Raw genomic sequence first — 19,267 nt, forward strand, 5'->3', positions numbered from 1 at the left:
GCTATTTCAGCTTCTCGTGAAGCTCAATCAATTCGGTAACCAGCTCACGCGCCAGCATTGACGTCATCAGATGATCCTGCGCATGAACCAGAACCAGACTGACTTTCATTTTACCCTCACCCTGATCGCCTTCAATCAGTTTGGTTTGTACAAGGTGCGCTTCATTAAGCGCCATGCGAGACTGTTCCATCATCGCTTTCGCCGACTCAAAATCACCCTGCTTGGCCTGTTTGAGAGCCGCATATGCCAGGCTACGCGCCTGACCTGAATTGATGATTAGCCCCATCACCACTTCTTCAAGCTCTTCAGCTTCTGACGCTGTATCGACGATATTTTCGATGTCCAACATATTCTTTTCCTCTGGTACAGTCCGGCATGACCGGGAAGCCATGCCGGATTAAATTTAGAATTTCAGTGCGTTAGCGATATCTTCTTCGCTTTCTTCTTGGTCAATCACGTTCTGTGCTTTGTTGGCTACCACGACGAATGGCAGGTAAACCAATGTTGCGACACCCAGGTTGAACAGTGCGACTAACAGCGCGGCGACACTGCCGTTGGTGTTAAAGAACGCCCCCAACCCGGTTGGCATTGTCCACGGTGCAATGTTAGTAATCGGTGGAATAATGCCGGTGTAGTAGGCCGCCAGCATAATCGCTGCCAGAATCGGTTGAACCAGAATGAACGGGATAAACATCACCGGGTTCATGATAATCGGCAGACCGAACAGGATAGGTTCGTTAATCTGGAAGATACCTGACGGTAATGCCAGTTTCGCAACCTGACGATAGTCCGGGCGACGAGATGCCAGGAAGATAGCAATAATCAGCCCCAGCGTTGCACCACTACCACCCAGGAAAATATAGGAGTCCAGCATCGGTTTCGCCCAGACGTGGAAGGTCTTACCGGCTTCCAGCGCAGCGTCTACGGAACCAAACTGTTGGTAGATAGAGATGTTTTCCAGCGCCCATGGCGTCATGATACCGCTGTCCAGCGCGGTCAGCGCCAGTGAACCGTGAATACCAAAGAACCACAGCAGCGGAACAAAAATCACGTATGCCCAACCGACTACACTGCCCAGTGATGCCAGTGGAGTAGAAATGGAATCCATGATGATCTGATGGAAGTTAGTGCCAAACGTTGTCAACGCCCAGGCGATAATCCCCATCACAGAGAGGATAAGAAAACCCGGGATCAGCGCAGAAAACGAACGCGAAACGGATGTCGGCACGCTATCGGGTAATTTAATAACCCAATTACGGCGAACAACAAAGGTGAACATTTCCGCGACAACCAGACCGATAATAATACCGGAAATAATATTCGCGCCGCCCAGCCAGTTAGCGCCTACGGCATAGGCTTCGCCCACGCTATAAGGCGTTACGGTCATAAATGCCGCGACGGATAACAGACCTGCCGCCAGCGAATCAACTTTACGCTCTTCTGCCAGCGCCATACCTATAAAGAATGGCGCCATCAATGACATAATACCCAGCGTACCGTTATAGACGTTTCCACCGATGCCTTTTAAGCTATTGAGATTTTCAATAGTAGAAGCATCAAGTCGAATACCCAGAGAATAAAAAAACGACCCCTCCCCAAAGCTCAGGAAAACGTTATTGATTAATACAAACATGGCCCCAGCGAGGGTTAACGGCATTAAACGAATAAAGCCGTTTTTGATTGCATTAACGTGTGGCTGCTTTCCAATTTTTACAGCAAAAGGAAGGAGTACCTTTTCAAGTGAAGCAATAGCGTTACTCATAGAAAAATACCCTTAAATACCGCAATGTAATATTGCGGCGAATGTTAATGAAATAACTCTTTGACGGGAAAATTAAAACAAAATAATTAATTTGCTGCGGCTTTTTTAATTGCTGCAACTGCAGCTTTAAGCACGCCTAAACCATCGACTTTGCCATACAGCAGCGAGTCAATCACTTCTACAGGTTTGTTGGGTAACAAACGCTGAATTTCGGGTAACATATAAGCAATTTGCGGACCTAATAACACAACGTCGGCCGCAGGGCCTTTTTCGCCAGCCAGTGTTTCAGGAAACGCTTCAATAATGACCGGTACTTCGTATTTTTCGGCCTGCGCACGCATCTTCGATACCAACAGGGACGTCGACATGCCCGCAGAACAAAACAGATAAATATGTTTCTTTTCCATAAAAACGTTCCTCTTATGCGATTATCTGTCAACCAGACACTCCGCAAGCCATAACCTGCATCCATGCTCTGGGTAACTTGCGTCAGCTAAATTACTTTATTAGGTGGCTGAAATGAGTATACGGGATTGCACTGGAGGATGGTATTTCCTTGACCAACAAAATTGTCTCTCCTTGACCTGGTGTTATGACCCCCTTCACATTTCGGGTAAATAATTCGCGTCAATAAATAAGATCAGGTGATACAAAAAAACCGGCGCGATGGCCGGTTCTTCAGAGTGCTCAGGCAATAAGCAGATGTTACTTCTTCGCCGCCTGCGGGTCGGTGTCGTACTCCGCACAGGTCTGATAGCCGGAGTTAATCACGTGTCCGGTATCGTCTAATGCAACAAAATAGGTCTCAGCTTTACCATCTCGTTGACCCAGGATGTAGGTCTGACATGTCCCACGCGCATGGATCATACTGACTTCAGATGAAGGCTTACCGGCAATCTGCGCGACCTGCGCCCGACTCATGCCTTTCTTCACATCTTTCACCACGGGCTGCACAAATTGGTCTTTCGTACGATCATAAGCCGTACACCCTGCCAGCATAGTCAATACCGCCGCTGCACTCAGAATTCCTGTTAGATTCTTGTTCATTTTCCGTCCTCTTGTTTATCAGCGTGTTATATAAGCCTGGAGCACTACTACGCATTTTTCAAGCTTACAGTTGATACGCAAGCCCTTTCGGAAAATTCTATTAAAACAAAATGATGTTATATCGGGCTGCATCCCTTGTCGTTTGGGCGTCAACGCGTTAGCTTTACCACATCATTATTTTGATCATTTTTTTTCGGAGGGGGTTAAATGACTCTGCAGCAAGAGATAATCCAGGCGCTCGGCGCAAAACCACATATTAATGCAGAAGAAGAAATTCGCCGCAGCGTGGATTTCCTGAAATCATACCTGCAAACCTACCCTTTCCTGAAATCACTGGTGTTAGGGATTAGCGGTGGGCAGGACTCGACGCTGACCGGGAAATTATGCCAGATGGCTATTTCCGAATTGCGTAATGAAACCGGAAACGACGCGCTGCAGTTTATCGCGGTACGTCTGCCCTACGGCTTACAGGCCGATGAGCAGGATTGCCAGGATGCGATAACATTCATTCAGCCAGATCGCGTGTTAACGGTGAATATTAAAGGTGCCGTGCTGGCCAGCGAGCAGGCCTTGCGCGAAGCCGGTATTGAACTGAGCGATTTTGTACGCGGAAATGAAAAAGCCCGTGAACGTATGAAAGCGCAGTACAGTATTGCCGGTATGACCAGCGGTGTTGTCGTGGGTACCGACCATGCGGCGGAAGCCATTACCGGATTCTTCACCAAATATGGCGATGGTGGCACCGACATTAACCCGATTTACCGCCTCAACAAGCGCCAGGGGAAACAGCTTCTTGCCGCACTGGGCTGCCCGGAGCATTTATATAAGAAAGCGCCAACCGCCGACCTTGAAGACGATCGCCCTTCTTTGCCAGATGAAGCCGCATTAGGCGTAACGTACGATAACATCGACGATTATCTGGAAGGGAAAACGCTGGATCCCGCGGTCGCGAAGAAAATCGAAGGCTGGTATGTGAAGACAGAACACAAGCGTCGCCCGCCGATTACGGTGTTTGACGATTTCTGGAAGGCGTTGTAATTCACTTGTCTTTACGGTGCCGGATAACAACGTAGTTCGTCTTATCCGGCACGAAAATCAGCGTTATTGCACCGAATCCGGCGAATGGCCTGGCATCCAGTTAATCTCACTAAACAACAGCTTCCCTTCTGTATTCAAGAGCCGCAGCGTGTGCTTTCCATCATGCCAGCATGCGCCCTGATCAGCCGTCAGTAGCTTATCGCCTAACTGCCAGGCACCGCTGATCACAAATACCACTCCGCCGCGCGAACCAAAGGTCGTGAACGTCCGATCGGCCACTCTGACTTTCGCTTTGCAGACATCACGACGCGTCATGATATTAAAGTCCATCGACATCTGCCCTTCGGTCAGCCTGGCTTTCACGACTCGCTCACCTTCAAAGGTGAAAGGTTGATGCCGTTTAAGGGTGTGCGTGAACGTGTTGCCCCCTTCCAGCGTCACTTCTCCCCCTTCCAGCAAGGTAATAACCCGTTCGACCCCGGGGAAAAGTGAAAACTCGCCGTTAGCCGCAAGGGAGGCGATACTCGCCCGCCAGTGAAACTCACGTGTCGCGGGTGGAAAACAACAAATCTCACGCGTTTCACCCGCACCGTTACGCCAGAGACTGACCGGCATTTTGCGGATATCAAAGTATTCCATCATCCCTCCAGAAAGGCACAGCATGCCGCACTCACGCAGCCATAAATAATAGTGACCGTTCACCCTGCAGATTGTTGTTATCGGCAGCAGGGTTGATTTGCCTTAGCGATGAAACCTGTGTTTTGCAAAAAAGATTAACGCGCTGATCCAGGTGGAATTTTCGCGGGCATCAGGAGCATAACGTGTCGGTTGCAAGGTGCAATAGGAGGGAAAGAAAAAACCGCCGATCCTGCCCACCTCGTTTAACGTGTTGTGGACAAGACCGGCGGTCTTGAGTTTTTTATTCACGCCGTGCCGAGACTCGCTCAGATACCGCGTGAATGATTTAGTGTAGACGCTGATCGATTACTCAGCAGCCTCTGGCATTTTACCTTTCTGCGTCGCGCGTTCTGTCAGACGCTTCTCAAAATTGGCATTAAACTGCTTTTTCTGTTCCGGCGTCAGAATGTTGTAAATCTTGTTCTGGGTTTCCATGTGCGCCAGCATGTTCGCTTTACGCTGCTCTTCCATCTTCGTAATTTGCGCTTCGGCTTTCGCTTTATCGAAGCTATCGCTGGCGATGATATCGTGCATTGCACGGCGTTCTTCCAGCGGCGGACGCTTCATCTGGTCGCGCTGGCTTTTCATAATCTCGCGGATCTGTTGTTTCTGGGCGTCAGTCAGGTTCAGATCTTTAAACATCATGTCGTGATGTGGGCCAAACTTGCCGTTGTGGTGCATCATCGGTTTGGCATTTGCCGGGGCCGTAGTGGTTGTGTCAGCGGCATGTGCGATGTTCGCAGCACCCAGCGCCAGAGTAGAGGCAACAAACAGAGCAGTCAGTTTACGCATAATTTCTATCCTTCCTTCAGTTATTCTGACGACATTCATGCAATGTGATTGTCGTGTTGACGGGATTAACTTTACCGTCTTCATCGTCAATTAATCAGAGCAACGGTAAAACAATGAAAGTGTAAAAAACAAACTTTCATCAATTATGAAGAAAAAAAGAATAAATTGCGGAGAGTTGAAATAAAAAATGACAACAGGATGATTTTGAAAGGATTATGAAGAACTATACCGCAACTCTGGTTATTAAGAAAGCAACTTACCAGGATTAATCTGTAATAAATAGAAACCGCACGCAAAAATAATCCCCCAGGGGTCAACCTGAGGGCGAATATATTTATCAGATTCTTTCCAACATCAACCCAGCACGTAAGCCATGGGCCACATTGGGGTTTGGAAAGAGAACGTATTCCACATCACGGGTGACAATAAACTTTTCATCGCCATCCTGCGCCAGCAGCGTGCCCTCTTTAAAGGGGGTAAAGTTCAGCGTCTGGTTGTCCATATGGAGGACAAAATCGTCGCTGCGCCGGGTAATTTGCGATACCACGCGATAACGCACCGGGATGCAATCGTCTGCACCCGTTGCATCACCCTTCAGCAAACGCGCCAGCGCACCGGCTGTCTGCGCAAACTGCGTCAGATCATTTTGCCCAAACGGCAACGCTTTACCCAGCTCCAGTGTGCAGGCCAGCGCGCCGAAATGCTCCCCGCTGAAATGGGTGAACGTGCCGCCCGGCGCCTGGTGAAACACCAGCGCCTCCAGTCCTGCTCCACCTAACCAGGAGAGGAATCCCTCATCCCAGGGAACATGACGCTGTGGCAACACGCCAAAGCGCAGATGGTGTGAACCACGAATGGCGGTGTGGAGATCCAGATGCCAGCGCACAGGCTCTTTTGCACGCGAATAAAAGTCTTCCAGACACAGTTCAAGCTCGCGGGCGCGCAGCGTTTCACCGCTTTCAGCAAATAACTGCCACCGCCCCCCAAACATGCGGTTCAGATCGCTATGACAATAGCGCTTCCCTGCTGCCAGCGCCTGCGGATTGCCCAGAATCACCAACATTCGCCACGTCAGCGCCAACTCGCCGCTAAATACCCCGGACAACAACGCGTCCAGCATCTCCACCGGCGCAGTCTCATTGCCATGGACACCCGCAGAGAGCACCAGCGAACGTTCAACCGGTGCATGAGGCGTGAGTTCCAGGATACCGTGCCCTGCCCACTGCCAGTGAAAACCGTGCACGTCGCCCTGCGTAACAGGCGGGATGCTCCCCGCGAGCGTCAGGGCAAGAAAATTATCCATAACTCGCGCACTCCTGCTGGAAGGGATAAACAGAACCGAGTTTGAGCAATTGCGTGAGTGAGTCCAGCGCTTCACGTCCTTCACGCAACAGGTGGGGATCGGCGAGATCAGCCGCAGTCAGGCGATCACGGTAGTAACGATCGACCCAGTTATTGAGCGTATTGAACAGCGTATCATTCATGATTACCGCCGGATTCACCGCGCGCTGTTCCTGCGGCGTTAACACCACACGCAGACGCAAACACGCCGGACCACCGCCGTTGGACATGCTTTCCCGCAGATCGAACACCCGCAGGTCGTCAATCGGATTATCCTCCTGCAGTACACGGTTCAGATAGCGCCACACGCCAGCATGCTCCCGGCACTCCTGCGGCAAAATGAGCATCATTGAGCCATCATCACGGCTCAACAACTGGCTGTTAAACAGATATGTTGCCACCGCATCCTGCACTGAAACCTCGGCTGAAGGCACTTCCAGCGCAATAAAACCGTCCACCTTGCTACGCAACTGCTGTAATAGCGCCTGTTGCTTCGCAAACGCCAGTTCATGGCAAAACAGCACCTGGCGGTTCGACACGGCAATCACGTCGTTGTGGAACACGCCAAGATCGATAACCTCCGGGTTTTGCTGAGCAAAGATGAGTTGCTGCGGATTGACCTGATTCAGCCGCGCCACAGCTTCGCTGGCCTCACGGGATTGGCGCGCCGGATAACGCTTCGGCTGCGTTGCGCTGCCCTCTTCACGGCCGTAAATGAACAACTGCATGCCCGGGTCGCCGTAATCACCGCCCAAACGATTGTGGTTAGCCGCACCTTCATCACCCAGTAGCGCCACCTGTGGCAGCGCGCTGTGAACGGCAAAGGTATCTTCATCACGGAATATTGCCCGCAACAGCGATTCCGTCGTCGGCGCTTCCAACGAACGGTGGAACTTGTTATTCAGGTTAGCCACCGTCAGATGCACCTTACCATCCAGTGAATCCGCTGAGGGGCATATCGTTGCCGCATTTGCCACCCACATAGGTGAAGCGGAGCTGGCACTGGAGAGCCAGTGCGGTGCCTGGCGCGCCACTTTTTCCAGTATCTGCTCGTCGCTACCGCTGAATCCGAGCTGACGCAATACCGGAATATACGGGCGCTCATGGGGCGGGATCACTGCCTGAGGAAATCCTGCATCCGCCAGCGCCTTCATTTTTAGCAACCCCTGCTTCGCCGCCAGCTTTGGATTGGATACCTGAAAACGGTGTCGGGTTGAAGCCTCATTGCCAAATGACAGCCCGGCATAATGGTGCGTTAGCCCCACAAGTCCGTCGAAATTAAACTCACGCGCTTTCATAATTTCTCCTCGCGTGAAAAATCGAGTCCCGGGTTAAGCGCGGCAGGCAGCGTCAGGACCGGTGACTCCAGGCTCGCCATCGGCCAGGCACAATAATCTGCGGCATACCACGCGCTGGCGCGATGGTTACCGGATGCGCCCACCCCACCAAATGGCGCGGTACTCGCCGCCCCGGTCAGGGGTTTATTCCAGTTAACGATACCGGCCCGTGCTTCCAGCAACAGCTGATCAAACTGTGCGCGGTCCGGCGACACCAGCCCGCACGAAAGACCGAAACGGGTGTGGTTAGCCAGACGAATCGCCTCATCAAAACTGTCGTAGCGCCAGACGCCGAGTAGCGGGCCAAAGACTTCTTCATCCGGCACGTTTGTCACACCGGTCAGTTCGATAATACCAGGCGTCAGCAGAGAGGTTTCGGCCTTCACACGCCGTGGCGCCAGTAACGTACGCCCACCCAGCGCTTCCAGACGTTGCCATGCCTCATAAACGTGCTGTGCAGCCTGTTCAGAAATCAGTCCGCCAATAAACGGCTGGGGTTCGTCATCCCAGCTTCCGGGCTGCAGGCGCTGACTGACTTCAACCAGCCGCGCCAGGAATGCATCTCCCTGTGCGCCGTTTTTTACCAGCAGGCGACGTGCGCAGGTGCAGCGCTGCCCGGCGGTGACAAATGCCGACTGGATAGTCAGATGCACCGCCGCGTCGATATCTTCCGGGTTCTCAATGATCAGCGGGTTGTTGCCCCCCATTTCCAGCGCGAGGATCTTTTCCGGCTGGCCGGATAATTGCCGATGCAGTTGATAGCCGGTATTGGCGCTGCCGGTAAAGAGCAGGCCATCAAGATCGTCCAGCGCACTCAGCGCCTGTCCCGTATCACGCCCGCCCTGAACCAGGTTCAGCACCCCCGGGGGTAATCCCGCCTGCGCCCATAATTTGACCACCGCTTCCGCAGTCCACGGTGTCAGTTCGCTGGGTTTGAAAATCAGCGTATTACCTGCCAGCAGAGCCGGAACGATATGTCCGTTGGGCAAATGACCGGGGAAGTTATACGGACCAAAAACCGCCAACACGCCGTGCGGGCGATGGCGTAACGTTGCGGCGCCATCCGGTAATTCATTGTGCTGCTCGCCAGTGCGGACATGGTAAGCCTTGATAGAAATCGCGATTTTATTGATCATCGCGGTCAGTTCAGTCGCGGCTTCCCAACGCGGCTTTCCGGTCTCCCGCGCGATAATGGCCGTCAGTTCTGCTTTATTGCTTTCCAGCAACGCGGCAAATTTTTCGACTATCGTCTGACGTGCGGTAAAGGGTTGCTTTGCCCAGCCTGCAAAGGCCGCACGTGCGGCACGGCATGCCAGAGCGACCTGCGAGTTATCGGCATCATTTCCCTGCCATAACACCTCACCACTCACCGGGTTGGTTTTCACCCGACGCTGCCCAAGCCCTGTGACCCAGTCGCCATTTATCCATAATGTCATGCTGTTTTCTCCTCTGCACAAAGACGAACGAAACGTACACGGTCACCCGCATGGCACTTCAGGGCATCCAGCTGCGCCGCCGTCAACACCAGACGCTGAGTATGCGGATCGGCGCGAACCAGCATGACGCGGAAGTTATGGTAGTCTTCATTCGCGACCAGACAGGCCGGATAGTCGCCCGGCGCCTGTTGTCCTTCAGCGACCTCCACCAGCCGGCTTTTACGAATGGCTCGCACCCGGTCGATGTCGCATTCCAGCGTCGGGCCACCGTCGAAAATGTCGATATAGTTACGGTAGCGAAACCCTTCCTTCTCCAGCACTGCGCGAGCCGGTGCCGTTTGTGGGTGCACTTCGCCAATCACCTGTTGCGCTTCATCCGACAGGAAATGGGTATAAATAGGATGTTTGGGCATCAATTCCGCAATAAACGCTTTTTGCCCGGTACCGCAAAGAAAATCGGCGCGACTGAACTCCATAGAGAAAAATCGTTTACCCAGACTTTGCCAGAATGGAGAGTAACCGTGCTCATCAATCACGCCGCGCATCTCTGCCACGACTTTTTCATTAAACCGGTCACGAAATGCCGCCATAAACATAAAGCGCGACTTCGACAGTAAATAGCCGTTACCTTCTTTGCGCCAGTCCGGGTCGAGGAACAATGTGCAAAGCTCGCTGCTTCCGGTGTGATCGTTACTGAGAAACAGCGTCGGCAACGCGTTATAGACGTTTAGCTCTTTCGAGGCGTGAACCAGCGTACCGACCCGATAGTTGTACCAGGGATCGTTCAGCCCAACCGCCACTTCGATCGCGCAAATCCCTGCCACGGTGCCGGTCGTGCTGTCTTCGAGCACAAAAACATAGCCCTGTTCACTTTTTGGCAGCGTGCCTTGCCAGGTCTGCAGGGAACGTTCGATACGCGCCATGAGCGTTGCTTCATTTGCCGGCAGCGACGTTAATCCACCGCCGGTTTTACTGGCAAGCTGCATGAGCGCCGTGATATCAGTGCGTTCAATCGGACGGATCACCATCATGATGAACCTCCTGCTTTAATACGTTCGCAGGCCAGCGCAAAGCGATCCAGGCCGGTTGCCACCTCTTCTTCAGTGACGTTTAACGCAGGCGCAAAACGCACCACGTTACCGCCCGCAATCAGCACCATCACGCCTGCACTGGCAGCTTCTTGTGAGATCTGTTTCGCTTTCCCGGTAAACTCGGCATTCAACACACAGCCAATCAGCAGCCCCAACCCACGGATTTCACTAAACAGTCCAAAACGTTCGTTAATGGCGTTAATACGTTCCACAAACCAGTCATGGCGCTGTTTCACACCGTTCAGGACTTCCGGCGTGTTGACAATATCCAGCACTTTGCCTGCAACGGCACTGGCCAACGGGTTTCCGCCGTAGGTGGTACCATGGGTACCGACCGTCATGACGCGGCCGCAGTGTTCAGTCGTCAATAACGCGCCGATAGGGAAACCACCACCCAGCGCTTTGGCTGTCGTCAGCAGGTCCGGCGTCACGCCGTAATGCATATAGGCATACAGTTCACCGGTACGCCCAACGCCGGTCTGCACTTCATCAAAAATCAGCAGCGCATTGTGTCGGTCACATAATTCACGCAGCCCCTGTAAAAAGGCTTTTGTCGCCGGAACCACGCCGCCCTCGCCCTGGATGGGCTCAACAATCACCGCGCAAGTGGTGTCATCAATCAACTGGCTGGCGGAGTCGAGATCGTTATAGACGGCATGGCGGATATCCGGCGGCAACGGCGCAAAATCCTGTGAATAAGCAGGCTGCCCCCCGGCGCTTACGGTAAATAGCGTGCGACCATGGAAGGCATTTTTAAATGCCACGATGCCGCTTTTCTGGCTGCCGGAATGATCATGCGCATATTTACGCGCCAGTTTTAAAGCTGCTTCGTTGGCCTCCGCGCCGGAGTTGCAGAAGAAAACGCGCTCGGCAAACGTGGCATCAATCAGCTTTTTCGCCAGACGCAGTACCGGCTCGTTGGTGTAGCCATTACCGGTGTGCCAAAATTTGCTGGCCTGATCGTTTAACACTTCACGTAACGCCGGGTGTGCATGACCCAACGCATTAACCGCTATGCCTCCCGCGAAATCGATATACTCTTTACCCTGCTGATCCCACAGACGCGATCCTTCCCCCCGAACCGGAATAAAAGGAGCCGGAGCGTATACGGGCATCATCCAATCATCAAAATTTTCACGCGTAACTGACAGAGACATAGCGACCTCAACGGTAAATAAAAAGTTATCTATATGTTAATAAATATAGTGTTTACGCTGTAAATGTAGATTGCAGGGTTCGTGCCAGCCAGCAAAAAAAATGCATAAACGGGGAGGGAGAACGGAATATCAATAAGTTACAACCTGACGCTATTCACTGCATGTGCATATAAAGTGAATATGTTTGCGCGGCAGGCGACAAAATAGAGAAAAAAACGCAATTCTATTCAGTTGCCAAATATAATTCTGGAATTGTGATCGTATACGAAATTTATCGGAAATTATTGCTCCATTCTGACGCGCTCCGCGCCAAAAGAGTGCAGTTTTTGCCCCATCGTTAACACCATTAGCAATCATTGTTGGAATCAGGTGACAAGTGGCAGTCATCCGGCGGAAATTCTGCTAACATCCTTGCACTATTCATCTTGCAAAGTGGCAGCGACTATGAAATTTGTCTCTTTTAATATCAACGGCCTGCGCGCCCGTCCTCATCAACTGGCAGCCATTGTCGAAAAACATCAACCGGATGTCATTGGCCTGCAGGAGACAAAAGTTCACGACGATATGTTCCCTCTCGAAGAGGTAGCAAAACTGGGTTACAACGTCTTCTATCATGGTCAGAAAGGGCACTACGGTGTTGCGCTGCTGACGAAAGAACCGCCGATTTCTGTACGCCGTGGCTTCCCGAACGATGATGAAGAAGCCCAGCGCCGTATCATCATGGCGGAAATCCCTTCGCCGATGGGTAATATCACCGTCATCAACGGTTATTTCCCTCAGGGCGAAAGTCGCGACCATGAAACCAAATTTCCGGCTAAAGCCGCGTTTTATCAAAACCTGCAAAACTATCTGGAGACAGAGCTTAAGCGTGACAATCCGGTGCTGATCATGGGGGATATGAATATCAGCCCAACCGATCTGGACATTGGTATTGGCGAAGAGAACCGTAAGCGCTGGTTGCGCACCGGTAAATGCTCCTTCCTGCCGGAAGAGCGTGAGTGGATGGCGCGCCTGTTAGGCTGGGGCCTGGTGGATACTTTCCGTCATGCGAATCCTGAAACAAACGACCAGTATTCATGGTTTGATTACCGTTCGAAAGGCTTCGACGATAACCGCGGCCTGCGTATCGATCTGCTGTTGGCAAGCAATCCGCTGGCAGAACGCTGCGAAGAAACCGGGATCGACTATGAGATCCGCAGTATGGAAAAACCGTCAGACCACGCGCCAGTGTGGGCTAAATTCCGCGTCTGATCGCCAACGCTAACCCCTCTCCTGGCCCGGCCTGGAGAGTCGGTATATTGTGTGCAAAATCAATAAAGCGACGGTAATTCATTGTTACGCACGGGAATTTAATATATCTTCCTGCGCACTTTTCGCTTGCGAAAACGCTTCAGTGCACACGCTTTTACAGGAGAACCCCCATGAAAAAGAAGTTCGCATAACGCAGAATACAGGCTGCTGATTGCTGCGGCATTTCTCTGCGCCCTGACGGGAGTTTTCCATTATTTAGGTCTGGCTGACCTGATAACGAATTTTCATCACTTACAAGACGTTATCCGCCAAAGCGGCATATTTGGCTACGCGCTATATACCCTGCTTTTTATCGTGGCAGCGTTGTGTCTGATCCCAGGCAGCATTCTGGTGATCGTCGGCGGTATTCTCTTTGGCCCCCTGGCGGGTACCCTGATATCTTTATTTGCCGCAACCGTTGCCTCGGCGCTTTCCTTTTTACTGGCGCGCTGGCTAGGCCGCGAACTGTTGCTTAAGTATGTCGGCCATACCGCCACCTTTCAGGCCATCGAAAAAGGGATTGCGCACAGCGGAACCGACTTTTTGATCCTGACCCGGCTCGTCCCGTTATTCCCGTATAATATTCAAAATTATGCCTATGGGCTGACCGCCATCTCTTTCTGGCCATTTACCTTTATTTCTGCGGTAACGACGTTACCTGGCATTTTTATTTATACGCTGATGTCGCACGAACTCGCCAGCGAAGGCATCACGCTGATGTTTATCGCTAAACTTAGCGTGGCCGGCATCGTTTTATTCGCTCTGGTGCAGGTCGCGAAAACCTGGGCCAGATATAAACATGTCAATCCCTCCGTTAATCATGAGTTAACCGGTAAATGACCGAGCCGAATAAAGCACGCTTACTCAAATATTGCCGGACAGGGCTGATCGTTCTGCTGCTGTTGGCACTGCTGGCATGGGCATGGATACCCGCCGTGGGCGATTTTCTCCATCGTAGCCTCGCGGCATTTGCCACAGTGGATCAACATGCTCTGGAAGACTTTATTCGCTCCTGGGGCACTCAGGCCGCGGTGGTCTCTTTCTTCCTGATGATTTTGCAAGCCATCATCGCCCCGCTCCCGGCCTTCCTGATCACCTTTGCGAATGCCTCTTTGTTCGGGGCGTTCTGGGGCGGCGTACTTTCCTGGTCCAGCGCGATGGCGGGAGCCGCGCTATGCTTTTTTATCGCCCGTGTTTTTGGCCGCAGTGCGGTGGAAAAATTAACCGGGAAAACGGTCCTAAAAAGCATGGATGCGTTTTTTGACCGCTACGGTAAACATACCATTCTGGTGTGTCGTCTTTTACCCTTCGTCCCGTTTGATCCGGTAAGTTATGCCGCAGGTCTGACATCGATCCGCTTTCGCCATTTTTTCCTCGCGACCGGACTCGGTCAGTTGCCCGCCACGATTGTCTATTCCTGGGCTGGGAGTCTGTTAACCGGCGGCACGTTTTGGTTTGTAACCGGCCTGTTTATCCTGTTTGCCCTGACCGTGGTTATCTCCGTAGCGCGGAGCATTTACCTGGAGCGACACAAGAAAGTTTCCTGAATTCTCTGTTCACCCTATCTCAAGGAGGTGTTATGCGTTACGGCTTGTTATGCCTGGGTTTGTTGCTTTCTCCCCTGACGACGTTTGCGCAGGATGCAAGCTGGCAGCAGATCAAAAACGAAGCGCGCGGCCAGACAGTCTGGTTTAACGCCTGGGGAGGCGATAACGCCGTGAACCAGTATCTCGACTGGGTGAGTGGTGAGATGAAAACGCATTACGCCATCAATCTGAAAATCGTGCGCCTGGCCGATGCCGCTGATGCCGTAAAACGCATCCAGACGGAAGCTGCAGCCGGACGTAAAACCGGCGGTTCTGTCGATTTGTTGTGGGTGAACGGTGAAAACTTCCGTACGCTGAAAGAGGCCAATCTGCTGCAAACACAGTGGGCGCAAATGCTGCCTAACTGGCGTTATGTTGATACCCAAAAGCCCGTCAGCGAAGACTTTTCCATTCCCACTGAAGGGGCTGAATCACCCTGGGGCGGCGCACAGCTCACCTTTATTGCCAGGCGTGATGCCACCGCGCAACCGCCACAATCTCCACAGGCGTTGCTGGCGTTTGCCAAAGCGAATCCTGGTACCGTGTCCTACCCGCGTCCCCCTGATTTTACCGGCACGGCATTCCTGGAACAGTTATTGATTGCGCTCACTACGCAACCGCAAGCACTGAAAATAGCGCCCGATAGCGCAACGTTTGGCGCCATCACCGCGCCACTGTGGCAATATCTTGATGCGTTACATCCCGTATTATGGCGTGAGGGTAAAGACTTTCCGCCATCGCCTGCGCGTATGGATGCCCTGTTGAATAGCGGAACACTGCGTTTATCGCTGACCTTTAATCCCGCACACGCTCAGCAAAAAGTGGCCAGCGGTGAATTACCCAAAGACAGCTACAGTTTTGGTTTTTCACAAGGGATGATCGGCAATGTGCATTTTGTCACCATTCCGGCAAATGCTAGCGCCAGCGCGGGCGCAAAAGTTGTCGCAAACTTTTTGCTCTCTCCCGAGGCACAGCTACGTAAAGCCGATCCGACATTTTGGGGCGATCCCTCCGTGCTGGATCCGCGCAAGCTGCCTGCAGAACAACGTGACGTGCTACAGGCACGGATCCCGCAGGGCCTCCCTACTGTTCTTCCTGAACCGCATGCGGCATGGGTAAACGCACTGGAACAAGAATGGCTACGCCGTTACGGTACGCATTAATTCTGCTGGTATGGGGGATTATGGCGGCAATCTATTTGCCGCTGGTACCTGCGGCTTTCGAACTCGTCGCGCCGGCGCTTTCGCCCTCCCACTGGCTGGCGCTGTTTGCCGATCCCCAGCTACCACAAGCACTGCTGGCGACGCTGGTTTCCGTTACCCTGGCGGCCATCGGCGCGCTGACCATTGCGCTGCTGGCGATCCTTGCACTGTGGCCCGGTGCGGGTTGGATGCGGCTGTCTACCCGTCTTCCCTGGTTGTTGGCGATTCCACACGTCGCGTTTGCCTCCAGCGTCCTGTTGCTCTTCGCCGAAGGCGGGATGCTTTATCGCGTGTTGCCCTTTCTGGTCCCGCAGGTCGATCGCTACGGAATCGGTCTTGGCATTACGCTGGCGGTCAAAGAGAGCGCATTTTTGTTATGGCTCCTCTCAGCCTTGCTGAGCGAAAAACAGCTCTCGCAGCAGGTTATTGTCATGGATTCCCTGGGCTACAGCCGACTGCAATGCCTTAACTGGCTGGTGTTGCCCTCAGTCGCGCCAGCTTTAGGCAAAGTGATGCTGGCGATTGTCGCCTGGTCACTGTCCGTCGTGGATGTGGCGATTATTCTTGGCCCCGGTAATCCACCAACACTGGCCGTGTTGAGCTGGCAATGGCTCAGCCAGGGGGACGTCGTTCAGCAAGCGAAAGGTACGCTTGCCAGTTTGCTGCTTGTCGGGTTGTTGGGCGGATATACGCTGGTAGGGTATCTGCTTTGGCGCGCCTGGCGACGAACGCTCCCGGCGGTAAACGGTGTGCGTCAGCGTTTTTCATCTTATCTGCCCGGACAAGCGCTGGCACGACTTCTGCCCCTGAGTGGCGTGTTATGCATAGTGGTTTTGGCGCTGATGGCTGAATTGACATCGGTGAATCGCGAGACCTTATTTACCAGCCTGCAGTTGGGCGTTATTTCCGGCACAGTGGCGCTTATTACGCTCTTTTTATGGCTGGAATGGGGTCCCAGGACCGGAAATCGCTGGGTCTGGCTGCCGATCATCCTTCCGGCACTGCCGCTGGTCACCGGGCAATATACGCTGGCTTTACGGGCCAATCTGGATGGTCTGTTCCTGACGGTTATCTGGGGGCATCTGTTATGGGTCACGCCGTGGATGCTGTTTGTCCTCAAACCGGCGTGGCAACGCATTGATCCACGTCTGATTTTGATTGCCCAGACCCTGGGCTGGACGCGGACTCGCATATTCTGGCAAGTGAAATGCCCGCTATTGCTGCGCCCGGCGCTGATCGCGTTTGCCGTCGGGTTTTCCGTCAGTATCGCGCAGTACATGCCGACGCTTTGGTTAGGCGCCGGACGCTATCCGACGCTCACCACCGAGGCTGTCGCCTTGAGCAGCGGTGGTAGCACCACTCTGCTGGCGACGCAGGCGCTATGGCAGCTTCTGTTGCCCCTGTTGGTTTTCGCATTGACGGCGTTACTCTCTCTGTGGGTTGGCCGCTTTCGACAAGGACTCCGCTAATGCTTATTGTGAAGAATCTTTCACTGCACCTGGGATCGACGCATCTGCTTAAGGACGTCAATTTTCAGGTCGATAACGGCAACATTATCACGATCATGGGGCCGTCGGGCAGCGGCAAGTCGTCGCTGTTTTCATGGATGGTCGGCGCGTTGTCATCTCAGTTTCAGGCCGTGGGCGAACTGTGGCTCAACGACCGACGTGTGGACAAACTGCCTACCGCACAACGTCAGATTGGTATCCTGTTCCAGGATGCGCTGTTGTTTGACCATTTTAGCGTCGGGCAAAATTTACTGCTGGCGTTACCGGCGACGCGCAAAGGGTCCGCCAGGCGCGATGAAGTCGAAAGCGCCCTTGAACGCGCCGACCTGGCGGGATTTTACTCTCGCGATCCGGCCTCACTGTCCGGTGGGCAACGCTCACGTATTGCACTGCTTCGCGCATTGCTGGCCCAGCCGCAAGCCCTGCTACTCGATGAGCCGTTCAGTCGGTTGGATGCATCACTGCGTGACACGTTTCGCCAGTGGGTATTCACCGAAGTTCGCCATCAAGGCATCCCCGTGGTACAGGTCACCCATGACGCTCAGGACGTTCCCCCCGCAGGCCACGTATTGCAGATGGATGACTGGGCGTGAATGTGTCGATATGCTGCGTTAACGCAAGGTTTTTACCCGGCTGACGGCACAGAATGTCGTCTTCTTTTTCAATGTCGGGCTATTCGATGAAACGTGTTTCTCAAATGACCGCGCTGGCACTGGCTTTAGGGCTCGCTTGCGCTTCTTCCTGGGCTGCTGAAACAGCACAGACGCTCACCCTCAACCAGTTACAGCAAAAACAAGGCGCGGCGATCGATACCCGTCAGAGCGCTTTTTATAATGGCTGGCCACAATCGCTTAACGGTCCTTCAGGACATGAACCTTCCGCGTTAAACCTGTCTGCCGCCTGGCTCGACAAAATGAGCGATGAACAGCTCTCCACCTGGGTCCAACAACATCAGTTAAAAGCAGATGCACCGGTCGCGCTGTATGGCAACAGCAGCGACATACAGGCTGTCAAAACGCGTCTGCAAAAAGTGGGCTTTAACCACATTTCAACGCTCAGCGATGCGTTGAAAGACCCCTCACGTCTGCAACGTTTACCGCACTTCGAACAGTTGGTCTATCCGCAGTGGCTGCACGACCTGCAGCAAGGCAAAGACGTGACGGCCAAACCGGCTGGCGACTGGAAAGTGATCGAAGCGGCCTGGGGCGCGCCGAAGTTGTATCTCCTCAGCCACATTCCGGGGGCTGGATACATTGACACCAACGAAGTTGAAAGCGAACCGTTGTGGAACAAGGTCTCCGACGCGCAGTTAAAAGCGATGCTGGCTAAACACGGTATTCGTCATGACACCACGGTCATTCTGTACGGTCGTGATGTGTACGCCGCTGCGCGTGTCGCACAAATCATGCTGTATGCGGGTGTGAAGGATGTTCGTCTGCTCGACGGCGGCTGGCAAACCTGGTCCGATGCAGGATTACCGGTTGAACGCGGTACTGCACCAGCCGTGAAACCCGAGCCTGATTTCGGCGTGACGATTCCTGCTCAGCCTCAGTTGATGTTGAATATGGAACAGGCGCGCGGCCTGCTGCATCGTCAGGATGCATCACTGGTGAGTATCCGTTCATGGCCGGAATTTGTCGGCACCACCAGCGGCTACAGCTACATCAAGCCAAAAGGTGAGATTGCGGGTGCGCGCTGGGGACATGCGGGAAGCGACTCCACGCATATGGAAGACTTCCATAACCCGGACGGCACCATGCGCAGCGCCGATGACATCGCCACGATGTGGAAGCAGTGGAACATCCTGCCGGAACAACAGGTCTCTTTCTATTGCGGCACCGGCTGGCGTGCTTCCGAAACGTTTATGTATGCCCGCGCGATGGGCTGGAAAAACGTGTCTGTCTATGACGGCGGTTGGTACGAGTGGAGCAGTAATCCGAAGAACCCGGTTGCCAGCGGTGAACGCGGCCCGGACAGCAGCAAGTAAATGTGAACGGCCTGA

Annotated in this window: 19 protein-coding genes; 8 read left to right on the forward strand and 11 right to left on the reverse strand. The window is 53.2% G+C overall.

Annotation, left to right across the window (positions count from 1 at the left end; all coding sequences use genetic code 11):
• Position 1 precedes the first annotated feature (1 nt).
• The 4 genes from chbA to osmE all read right to left on the reverse strand — a co-directional run bounded on the left by chbA (position 2) and on the right by osmE (position 2,809).
• Positions 2-349 (reverse strand): PTS N,N'-diacetylchitobiose transporter subunit IIA, encoded by a 348-nt coding sequence (chbA, locus tag N7268_RS23035; protein WP_198904398.1) that lies wholly within the window; start codon positions 347-349, stop codon positions 2-4.
• A 54-nt stretch (positions 350-403) separates the two neighbouring features.
• Positions 404-1,762 carry a PTS N,N'-diacetylchitobiose transporter subunit IIC gene (chbC, locus tag N7268_RS23040; protein ID WP_260864623.1) on the reverse strand — a complete coding sequence of 453 codons (1,359 nt, stop codon included), beginning with the start codon at positions 1,760-1,762 and terminating at the stop codon, positions 404-406.
• Positions 1,763-1,848: 86 nt separating this feature from the next.
• Entirely contained in the window at positions 1,849-2,169 is a 321-nt protein-coding gene (gene chbB, locus N7268_RS23045) for a PTS N,N'-diacetylchitobiose transporter subunit IIB (protein WP_003030620.1), read from the reverse strand.
• 298 nt (positions 2,170-2,467) lie between these two features.
• Positions 2,468-2,809, reverse strand: a complete 342-nt coding sequence (gene osmE, locus N7268_RS23050; RefSeq protein ID WP_003030621.1) for an osmotically-inducible lipoprotein OsmE — start codon at positions 2,807-2,809, stop codon at positions 2,468-2,470.
• Positions 2,810-3,016: 207 nt separating this feature from the next.
• Between osmE and nadE the strand changes: the two genes are divergently transcribed.
• A complete protein-coding gene (gene nadE / locus N7268_RS23055) occupies positions 3,017-3,847 on the forward strand; it encodes an ammonia-dependent NAD(+) synthetase (protein ID WP_260864624.1) in 831 nt (276 codons plus the stop codon).
• Positions 3,848-3,910: 63 nt separating this feature from the next.
• On the opposite strand, the gene ves is transcribed toward nadE, so the two are convergent.
• The 7 genes from ves to N7268_RS23090 form a co-directional block, all read right to left on the reverse strand.
• On the reverse strand, positions 3,911-4,486 hold the full coding sequence (ves, locus tag N7268_RS23060) for an environmental stress-induced protein Ves (protein ID WP_260864625.1): 576 nt from the start codon (positions 4,484-4,486) through the stop codon (positions 3,911-3,913).
• Between the two features lie 345 nt (positions 4,487-4,831).
• Positions 4,832-5,317 (reverse strand): ATP-independent periplasmic protein-refolding chaperone Spy, encoded by a 486-nt coding sequence (gene spy / locus N7268_RS23065; protein ID WP_260864626.1) that lies wholly within the window; start codon positions 5,315-5,317, stop codon positions 4,832-4,834.
• Between the two features lie 337 nt (positions 5,318-5,654).
• On the reverse strand, positions 5,655-6,620 hold the full coding sequence (astE, locus tag N7268_RS23070; protein WP_260864627.1) for a succinylglutamate desuccinylase: 966 nt from the start codon (positions 6,618-6,620) through the stop codon (positions 5,655-5,657).
• A complete protein-coding gene (gene astB / locus N7268_RS23075; protein ID WP_260864628.1) occupies positions 6,613-7,956 on the reverse strand; it encodes an N-succinylarginine dihydrolase in 1,344 nt (447 codons plus the stop codon). Before astB ends, astE begins: the two co-directional genes overlap by 8 nt.
• Complete coding sequence (astD, locus tag N7268_RS23080) at positions 7,953-9,431, reverse strand: succinylglutamate-semialdehyde dehydrogenase (protein WP_260864629.1); 1,479 nt, start codon at positions 9,429-9,431, stop codon at positions 7,953-7,955. Before astD ends, astB begins: the two co-directional genes overlap by 4 nt.
• Positions 9,428-10,462, reverse strand: coding sequence for an arginine N-succinyltransferase (gene astA, locus N7268_RS23085; RefSeq protein WP_260864630.1), 1,035 nt, complete (start codon positions 10,460-10,462; stop codon positions 9,428-9,430). Before astA ends, astD begins: the two co-directional genes overlap by 4 nt.
• Positions 10,459-11,679: an aspartate aminotransferase family protein gene (locus N7268_RS23090; protein ID WP_260864631.1), complete on the reverse strand. Its 1,221-nt coding sequence runs from the start codon at positions 11,677-11,679 to the stop codon at positions 10,459-10,461. The genes astA and N7268_RS23090 overlap by 4 nt, the downstream gene beginning before the upstream one ends.
• A 444-nt stretch (positions 11,680-12,123) precedes the next feature.
• On the opposite strand from N7268_RS23090, the gene xthA reads away from it, so the two are divergent.
• The 7 genes from xthA to N7268_RS23125 all read left to right on the forward strand — a co-directional run bounded on the left by xthA (position 12,124) and on the right by N7268_RS23125 (position 19,252).
• Complete coding sequence (xthA, locus tag N7268_RS23095) at positions 12,124-12,930, forward strand: exodeoxyribonuclease III (RefSeq protein WP_198904407.1); 807 nt, start codon at positions 12,124-12,126, stop codon at positions 12,928-12,930.
• Between the two features lie 204 nt (positions 12,931-13,134).
• Positions 13,135-13,809: a TVP38/TMEM64 family protein gene (locus N7268_RS23100; RefSeq protein ID WP_260864714.1), complete on the forward strand. Its 675-nt coding sequence runs from the start codon at positions 13,135-13,137 to the stop codon at positions 13,807-13,809.
• Positions 13,806-14,516: a TVP38/TMEM64 family protein gene (locus N7268_RS23105; protein WP_260864632.1), complete on the forward strand. Its 711-nt coding sequence runs from the start codon at positions 13,806-13,808 to the stop codon at positions 14,514-14,516. The genes N7268_RS23100 and N7268_RS23105 overlap by 4 nt, the downstream gene beginning before the upstream one ends.
• Before the next feature lie 32 nt (positions 14,517-14,548).
• Positions 14,549-15,718 carry an ABC transporter substrate-binding protein gene (locus tag N7268_RS23110; RefSeq protein WP_260864633.1) on the forward strand — a complete coding sequence of 390 codons (1,170 nt, stop codon included), beginning with the start codon at positions 14,549-14,551 and terminating at the stop codon, positions 15,716-15,718.
• Complete coding sequence (locus tag N7268_RS23115; RefSeq protein ID WP_260864634.1) at positions 15,691-17,226, forward strand: thiamine ABC transporter permease; 1,536 nt, start codon at positions 15,691-15,693, stop codon at positions 17,224-17,226. Before N7268_RS23110 ends, N7268_RS23115 begins: the two co-directional genes overlap by 28 nt.
• Positions 17,226-17,858, forward strand: a complete 633-nt coding sequence (locus N7268_RS23120) for an ATP-binding cassette domain-containing protein (protein WP_260864635.1) — start codon at positions 17,226-17,228, stop codon at positions 17,856-17,858. The genes N7268_RS23115 and N7268_RS23120 overlap by 1 nt, the downstream gene beginning before the upstream one ends.
• A gap of 86 nt (positions 17,859-17,944) precedes the next feature.
• A complete protein-coding gene (locus N7268_RS23125; RefSeq protein WP_260864636.1) occupies positions 17,945-19,252 on the forward strand; it encodes a sulfurtransferase in 1,308 nt (435 codons plus the stop codon).
• Positions 19,253-19,267 lie beyond the last annotated feature (15 nt).

The sequence above is a fragment of the Citrobacter sp. Marseille-Q6884 genome (assembly GCF_945906775.1).
GTDB lineage: Bacteria > Pseudomonadota > Gammaproteobacteria > Enterobacterales > Enterobacteriaceae > Citrobacter.

Coding starts and splice junctions, on each gene's coding strand:
- chbA (WP_198904398.1), bottom strand. CDS start 349: ATGTTGGACATCGAAAATATCGTCGATACAGCGTCAGAAGCTGAAGAG.
- chbC (WP_260864623.1), bottom strand. CDS start 1,762: ATGAGTAACGCTATTGCTTCACTTGAAAAGGTACTCCTTCCTTTTGCT.
- chbB (WP_003030620.1), bottom strand. CDS start 2,169: ATGGAAAAGAAACATATTTATCTGTTTTGTTCTGCGGGCATGTCGACG.
- osmE (WP_003030621.1), bottom strand. CDS start 2,809: ATGAACAAGAATCTAACAGGAATTCTGAGTGCAGCGGCGGTATTGACT.
- nadE (WP_260864624.1), top strand. CDS start 3,017: ATGACTCTGCAGCAAGAGATAATCCAGGCGCTCGGCGCAAAACCACAT.
- ves (WP_260864625.1), bottom strand. CDS start 4,486: ATGGAATACTTTGATATCCGCAAAATGCCGGTCAGTCTCTGGCGTAAC.
- spy (WP_260864626.1), bottom strand. CDS start 5,317: ATGCGTAAACTGACTGCTCTGTTTGTTGCCTCTACTCTGGCGCTGGGT.
- astE (WP_260864627.1), bottom strand. CDS start 6,620: ATGGATAATTTTCTTGCCCTGACGCTCGCGGGGAGCATCCCGCCTGTT.
- astB (WP_260864628.1), bottom strand. CDS start 7,956: ATGAAAGCGCGTGAGTTTAATTTCGACGGACTTGTGGGGCTAACGCAC.
- astD (WP_260864629.1), bottom strand. CDS start 9,431: ATGACATTATGGATAAATGGCGACTGGGTCACAGGGCTTGGGCAGCGT.
- astA (WP_260864630.1), bottom strand. CDS start 10,462: ATGATGGTGATCCGTCCGATTGAACGCACTGATATCACGGCGCTCATG.
- N7268_RS23090 (WP_260864631.1), bottom strand. CDS start 11,679: ATGTCTCTGTCAGTTACGCGTGAAAATTTTGATGATTGGATGATGCCC.
- xthA (WP_198904407.1), top strand. CDS start 12,124: ATGAAATTTGTCTCTTTTAATATCAACGGCCTGCGCGCCCGTCCTCAT.
- N7268_RS23105 (WP_260864632.1), top strand. CDS start 13,806: ATGACCGAGCCGAATAAAGCACGCTTACTCAAATATTGCCGGACAGGG.
- N7268_RS23110 (WP_260864633.1), top strand. CDS start 14,549: ATGCGTTACGGCTTGTTATGCCTGGGTTTGTTGCTTTCTCCCCTGACG.
- N7268_RS23115 (WP_260864634.1), top strand. CDS start 15,691: ATGGCTACGCCGTTACGGTACGCATTAATTCTGCTGGTATGGGGGATT.
- N7268_RS23120 (WP_260864635.1), top strand. CDS start 17,226: ATGCTTATTGTGAAGAATCTTTCACTGCACCTGGGATCGACGCATCTG.
- N7268_RS23125 (WP_260864636.1), top strand. CDS start 17,945: ATGAAACGTGTTTCTCAAATGACCGCGCTGGCACTGGCTTTAGGGCTC.